Source organism: Spirillospora sp. NPDC046719, assembly GCF_040645715.1.
Lineage (GTDB): Bacteria > Actinomycetota > Actinomycetes > Streptosporangiales > Streptosporangiaceae > Spirillospora.
On the sequence record NZ_JBEYYT010000506.1, the window covers coordinates 1 to 6073 of the forward strand.

Consider the following 6073-nt stretch of genomic DNA (forward strand, 5'->3'; position numbering starts at 1 on the left):
GGCCGCGCGGGCGGCATCGGGACGGCCGCCGCCGGGACGGCCGTGGTCGTCGGCGCCGGCGCCATCGCGGTCCAGCAGTTCGGCGGCGACGACCCGGCGCCGCGCCCCACGAGGACCCGGCCCGTCGCGGCCGTCGCGGCCGTCCGCGGCTGCCCCACCACCGACGCCGGCGGCCGGAGAACGACGCCGTCGCCCGGCCCCGCGCAGGTCCGCCTCCCCGAGCAGGTGAAGCTTCCGAAGGACGCCGCCGTCTACCGCGTCGACCAGGGCGGTTACCTGATCGGGCCCGCCTCGGCCTCCTGCTCGGGATCCCTCGGCGCGAACGCCGGCTACAACACGATCGGCGACCCCGGCACGCTCCAGATCTCGCAGAACTGGCAGGGATCCGTCGGCAACATCGCCTCGCAGGTCTGCATGTACTTCCCGAACTCCCCGGAGGGCGCGAAGGCGAAGCGGGACCTGGGCGACTGCACGTCGGACGTGCGGGCGCGGCAGGACGTCCCGACCGGGGTGCCCGCGCTGCGGCTGATGCTGGGGGTCGAGCTCCCGAACGGGCAGTCGCCGCCGTCGCCCTACGTGTCGGTGACCATGGCCACCATGGGCTCCAACGGGTTGCCGAACCCGGTCGGCTGCCTGGCGCCGGCGTCGCGCGCCGACATGTGCGACGCCGCCTTCACCTACTGGTTCGTCCAGGCCGCCCAGGACACGAAGATCACCAAGGCCGACCTGGACCGGGTCGCCGCGCGCATCGCCGCGTACGTCCGGTCGGCGGCCCGGTACTGAAGCGGCACCGGCGCGGCGGCGCCGGCGCTTCGGAGCGGATCGCCCGCGCGGAGGGCGGGGCGACGGGGCGGGGCCGAGGTAGGTGGTTCGTCTAGGTAGCCTAACGAGCGATGAGTGAGACGACGATCGTTCACCTGCTGCGGCACGGTGAGGTGCACAATCCCGAAGGCGTCCTGTACGGCCGCCTGCCCGGCTACCGGCTCAGCGAGGACGGCGTCCTCATGGCCAAGGCCGCCGCCAAGTGGTTCGCCGACCGGGACGTCACCGCGCTGTTCTCCTCGCCGATGCAGCGGGCGCTGGAGACCGCCGCGCCGCTGGCCGACTCGTTCGACCTGCCCGTGACGGTGGACGATCGGCTGATCGAGGCGGAGAACCACTTCGAGGGGCTGACCTTCGGGGTGGGGCCGGGCTCGCTGCGCCGCCCCGAGCACTGGCGCCACCTGGTGAACCCGTTCCGCCCGTCGTGGGGCGAACCGTACAAGGAGCTCGCCGCGCGGATGCGCGCGGCCGTGATCCGGGCGCGGGAGGCGGCGCGCGGCCACGAGGCGGTGTGCGTCAGCCACCAGCTGCCGATCTGGATCCTGCGGCTGCACGCCGAGCACCGCCGCCTCTGGCACCACCCGAACCGGCGCGAGTGCGCGCTGGCCAGCGTGACCAGCCTCACGTTCGAGGGCAGCAGGCTCGTGGACGTCGGCTACCACGAGCCCGCCGAGGGGATCGCGAAGGGCCCCAGTGTCGCGGGTGCCTGACCGCACCGCTAAGTTGTGTACTACGTCCTGTAGTAGTAGGAGGGTCCGTTGAGCCCCCGAATCTCCCATGCGCGCGCGGCGGCCGGCGCCGTCGCGCTCTGCGGGCTGCTGGCCGGCTGCGCGGGAACCGGTTCGGCCAAGAGCGGCCCTGACGGGAACGACAACCGGTTCATCGCGGGCGACGGCAACGTCACCCAGTACCAGCCCGGCCAGCGCAAGAGCCTCCAAGAGGTCACCGGGCAGACGCTCGATGGTCAGTCGTTCCGGCTCGACTCCCTCAAGGGCAAGGTCGCGGTCGTCAACTTCTGGGCGTCGTGGTGCGCGCCCTGCCGCGGCGAGGCGCCGTCGCTGCAGCAGATCTACACCGAGAACAAGGCGAAGGGCGTGGAGTTCCTCGGCGTCAACTTCAAGGACGCCAAGGACAACGCCAAGGCGTTCGAGCGCAAGTTCAAGGTCGGCTACCCCAGCGTGTTCGACGGGGACGGCCAGGTCACGCTCGCGTTCCGCGAGGTGCCGCCGAGTGCCGTCCCCAGCACCCTCGTCCTGGACCGGCAGGGGAGGATCGCGGCGCGCATCATCGGCGCCACCACCTACTCCAAGCTGAACCCGCTGGTCGCGAAGGTGCTCGCGGAAAAATGAGCGCGGCGCGGTGAACGTTGACGAGACGGTGACGAGCGGGTCGCTGGTGGCGGCGGCGCCGTTGGCGGCGCTCGCCGGGCTCGTCTCGTTCCTGTCGCCGTGCGTGCTGCCGCTCGTCCCCGGCTACCTGTCGTACGTGACGGGCATGACCGGCGCGGACCTCGCCGAGCAGCGGCGCGGCCGGCTGCTGTCGGGCGTGCTGCTGTTCGTCGCGGGCTTCAGCGTGGTGTTCGTCAGCTACGGTGTGGCGTTCGGCGGCCTCGGCCGCTGGCTGCTGGAGTACCAGGACCAGATCACCCGCGTGCTCGGCATCGTCACGATCGTCTTCGGGCTGGCGTTCATGGGCCTGATCCCGGGGCTGCAGCGGACGATGAAGTCGGGCCGGCTCCCGTCGGCGGGCCTCGCCGGGGCGCCGCTGCTCGGCGCCCTGTTCGCGCTCGGCTGGACGCCGTGCATCGGGCCGACGCTCGGCGCCGTGCAGTCGCTGGCGATCAGCGAGGCGAGCGCCACCCGCGGCGCGCTGCTGTCGCTGGCGTACTGCGCCGGGCTGGGCGTGCCGTTCGTGGTGACGGCGATCGCCTACCGCCGCGCGCTCGGCGCGTTCGGCGCGGTGAAGCGGCACTACCCCCTCGTCATGCGGATCGGCGGGGGGATGCTCGTCCTCATCGGGGTGCTGCTGGTGAGCGGCCTGTGGGGGGAACTGAACATCGAACTGAAGTCGTGGATCAGCGGCTTCGAGCCGGTTCTGTGAGGCCGACGGATCGGCAGAGGCATTGATATGAGCGACATCAAGGACATCGAGACCGGCACGGAGGCGCCCGCCGCGCGGCAGGCGCCCGAGGAGGTGCCGCGGCCCAGGGGCATCGGCCCGCTGGGCTGGCTGCGCTGGGGCTGGCGGCAGCTCACCACGATGCGCACGGCGCTGATCCTGCTGTTCCTGGTGGCGCTGGGCGCGGTGCCGGGGTCGGCGCTGCCGCAGCGCGGGCAGGCGCCGGAGAAGGTCGCGGCGTACCTGTCCGACCACAAGACGCTCGGCCCGTTCTTCGACAAGCTCTCGCTGTTCGACGTGTTCGCCGCGCCCTGGTTCGCGGCGATCTACATCCTGCTGTTCGTGTCGCTGGCGGGCTGCGTCGTCCCGCGCGCCGTCAAGCACTACCAGTCGATGCGCGCCCGCCCGCCCGCGGCGCCGCGCAACCTCGAACGGCTGCCGCAGTCGGTGTCGTACGAGACGGACGACGCGCCCGAGGACGTCCTCGCCGAGGCGCGCAAGGTGCTGCGCGGCCGCCGGTTCCGGGTCGACGTGTCGGGCGGCGCGGCCGCCGCGGAGAAGGGCTACCTGGGGGAGACCGGCAACCTGGTCTTCCACTTGGCGCTGCTCGGGCTGCTGTTCGCGCTCGGCGCGGGCAACATGTTCGGCTACCGGGGCAGCGTGCTGATCACCGAGGGCAAGACGTTCGCGAACTCGCTCGGCCAGTACGACGAGTTCACCCCCGGCCGGCTGTTCAAGGACGGCGACCTCTCCCCGTTCACCGTCAGCCTGGACGACTTCAGGGCCAAGTACGAGGTGTCGGGCGACAAGCGCGGGCAGGCCACGGCGTTCGACGCCTGGATCCACTACCGGGACAAGCCGTCCGGCAAGGACAAGAAGTACGACCTGCGGCTCAACCATCCGCTGAAGGTCGGCGGCACGAAGGTGTACCTGCTCGGCCACGGCTACGCGCCGAAGTTCACCGTGAAGGACGCCAAGGGGAACGTCGCCTTCCAGGACGCCGTCCCGTTCCTGGCGATGGAGCCGCGCAACCTGACGTCCGAGGGCGTCATCAAGGTCCCGGACGCCGAGCCCGAGCAGCTCGCGTTCTACGCGATCCTGTGGCCGACCGCGGTCGCCAGCGAGGACGGCAAGCAGATCGTGTCGGCGTTCCCCGGCGCGCTGCGGCCCGTCATCACCCTGTCGTCGTTCAAGGGCGACCTCGGCCTGGACTCCGGCACCCCGCAGTCGGTGTACAAGCTGGAGGGCATCGGCAAGACGCTCCAGCCGATCAAGGGCGGGGAGAAGCTGCTGGAGCCGGGCGAGACCTTCAAGCTCCCCGGCAACGCGGGCTCGATCACCTTCGACGGCATGGCGGAGTACGCGACGCTGTCGGTCAACCACGACCCCGGGCGCATCCCCGCGCTGATCGCGGCGGTGCTCGCCGTGCTGGGCGTGGCGACCTCGTTCCTCGTCCGGCGGCGCAGGGTGTGGGTCCGTGCGAGCGCCGGAGAGGGCGGGCGTACGGTGGTGGAGGTCGGCGGCCTCACGCTCGGCAACCCGACCTCGGAGTTCGACGACATCGTGACCGCGCTGCGCGGCCCCGGCGCCGAACCGGACACCGACCCGGGCACCGAACCGGAAGCCGAGAAGGCCGGGTCAGCCCGGGACGAGGGCGTCCAGGACGAGGCCGTGCAGGACGAGGCCGTGCAGGACGAGGGCGTCCAGGACAGGGCCGATGAGGACGAGCCCGTCAAGGACGAGCCCGTCAAGGACGAGGCCGAGCCAGAACAGAACGGGTCCGAAGCGGAACCCGGCGCCGATCGGGGTTCCGGGTCGGCAACCGAACCGAAGGAGTGACGAGGTGAGCAACGCCGACCTCGCGAACCTGAGCGACAAGCTCATGCTGACCACCGTGGTGATGTACATCGTCGCGCTGGTCGCCTACGCGGCCGATCTCGGCTTCGGCCGCCGCTCCGCGGCGGTGGCCGAGGAGCGGGCCGAGGCGAAGGTGCTCGTCGGCGCCGCGGGCGCCGAGACCGTCGAGGACGCCGAGCCGGCCGGCGCGGCGGCCGCCGCGGACGGGGACGCGGAGCCGGAGCGCCAGCGGGTCGAATGGGCGCGGCTGGCGGTCCTGCTGAACGTGCTCGGCTGGGTGGCGCACCTCGGCATCCTGGTGACCCGCGGGCTGGCGGTGCACCGCTGGCCGTGGGGCAACATGTACGAGTTCATGACGGCCCTGTCGTTCGCCGCCGTGACCGCGTTCATGATCGTGGCGCTGCGCTACAAGGCGCGGTTCCTCGGCGCGTTCGTGATGGCCGCCGTGGTGATCGCGCTCGGCGTCGACAACATCTGGCTGTACGACTCGGCCGGCCCGGTCAGCCCGGCGCTGAACTCGTACTGGATCGCGATCCACGTCACCGCCGCGATCATCGCGACGGGCTCGTTCACGGTGGCGGGCGCCGCGACCATCCTGTACCTGCTGAAGTCCCGCGCGGAGGCGAGCGAGGCCGGGGTGGGCGGCGGGATGCTGTCGCGCATCCCGTCCGCCGAGGACCTCGACCGGCTGTCGATGCGGGTGACGACGTTCGCCTTCCCGATCTGGACGGCCGCCATCATCATGGGCGCCATCTGGGCCGATGAGGCGTGGGGCCGGTACTGGGGCTGGGACCCCAAGGAGGTCTGGTCGTTCGTCACCTGGATCGTCTACGCCGCCTACCTGCACGCGCGCGCGACGGCCGGGTGGAAGGGCCGCAAGGCGGCGATCCTGTCGCTGATCGGCTTCGGCTGCCTGCTGTTCAACTTCTTCGGCGTCAACTACATGTTCTCGGGCATGCACTCCTACGCCTGACCGCGCTCACCGAGCACGTCACGAGCAGGTCATCGAGGACCGCGGCCCCCGTTCCGGCGGGTGCCGCGGTCCTCGCACATCCGCGCCCGCCCGTTCCGTGGTGACTCGCGGGGATGACGCCGTGTCGGGTTGCGGCTTACCCTGCCTCGGGGGCCCTCTCGCTCGGCGACTCCGCGGGCCCCGCTGACAGAGGAGCCCGATGCGCTTCAAAGGCATCCACCGAAAGCCCCGGGAGCTCAGGAATCGGGAGGCGCCCCGGGGCTCCGCGGCCCGCGGGGACGGCGCGGTCCGCGCGGACGACAC

At 71.8% G+C, this 6073-nt stretch carries 6 protein-coding genes; all 6 read left to right on the forward strand.

Annotation, left to right across the window (positions count from 1 at the left end; translation table 11 throughout):
* Nucleotides 1–783, forward strand: a 783-nt coding sequence (locus ABZ914_RS44390; protein WP_500200740.1) for a hypothetical protein, incomplete at its 5' end; no start/stop codon positions are given.
* A 110-nt stretch (nucleotides 784–893) separates the two neighbouring features.
* A complete protein-coding gene (locus ABZ914_RS44395) occupies nucleotides 894–1532 on the forward strand; it encodes a histidine phosphatase family protein (protein WP_500200741.1) in 639 nt (212 codons plus the stop codon).
* A 48-nt stretch (nucleotides 1533–1580) separates the two neighbouring features.
* A complete protein-coding gene (locus ABZ914_RS44400) occupies nucleotides 1581–2171 on the forward strand; it encodes a TlpA family protein disulfide reductase (protein ID WP_500200742.1) in 591 nt (196 codons plus the stop codon).
* A gap of 10 nt (nucleotides 2172–2181) precedes the next feature.
* Nucleotides 2182–2922 carry a cytochrome c biogenesis protein CcdA gene (locus tag ABZ914_RS44405; RefSeq protein ID WP_190867974.1) on the forward strand — a complete coding sequence of 247 codons (741 nt, stop codon included), beginning with the start codon at nucleotides 2182–2184 and terminating at the stop codon, nucleotides 2920–2922.
* A 27-nt stretch (nucleotides 2923–2949) separates the two neighbouring features.
* Nucleotides 2950–4779 carry a cytochrome c biogenesis protein ResB gene (resB, locus tag ABZ914_RS44410; RefSeq protein WP_500200743.1) on the forward strand — a complete coding sequence of 610 codons (1830 nt, stop codon included), beginning with the start codon at nucleotides 2950–2952 and terminating at the stop codon, nucleotides 4777–4779.
* Between the two features lie 4 nt (nucleotides 4780–4783).
* Nucleotides 4784–5770 (forward strand): c-type cytochrome biogenesis protein CcsB, encoded by a 987-nt coding sequence (gene ccsB, locus ABZ914_RS44415; RefSeq protein ID WP_190867970.1) that lies wholly within the window; start codon nucleotides 4784–4786, stop codon nucleotides 5768–5770.
* Nucleotides 5771–6073: the final 303 nt, after the last annotated feature.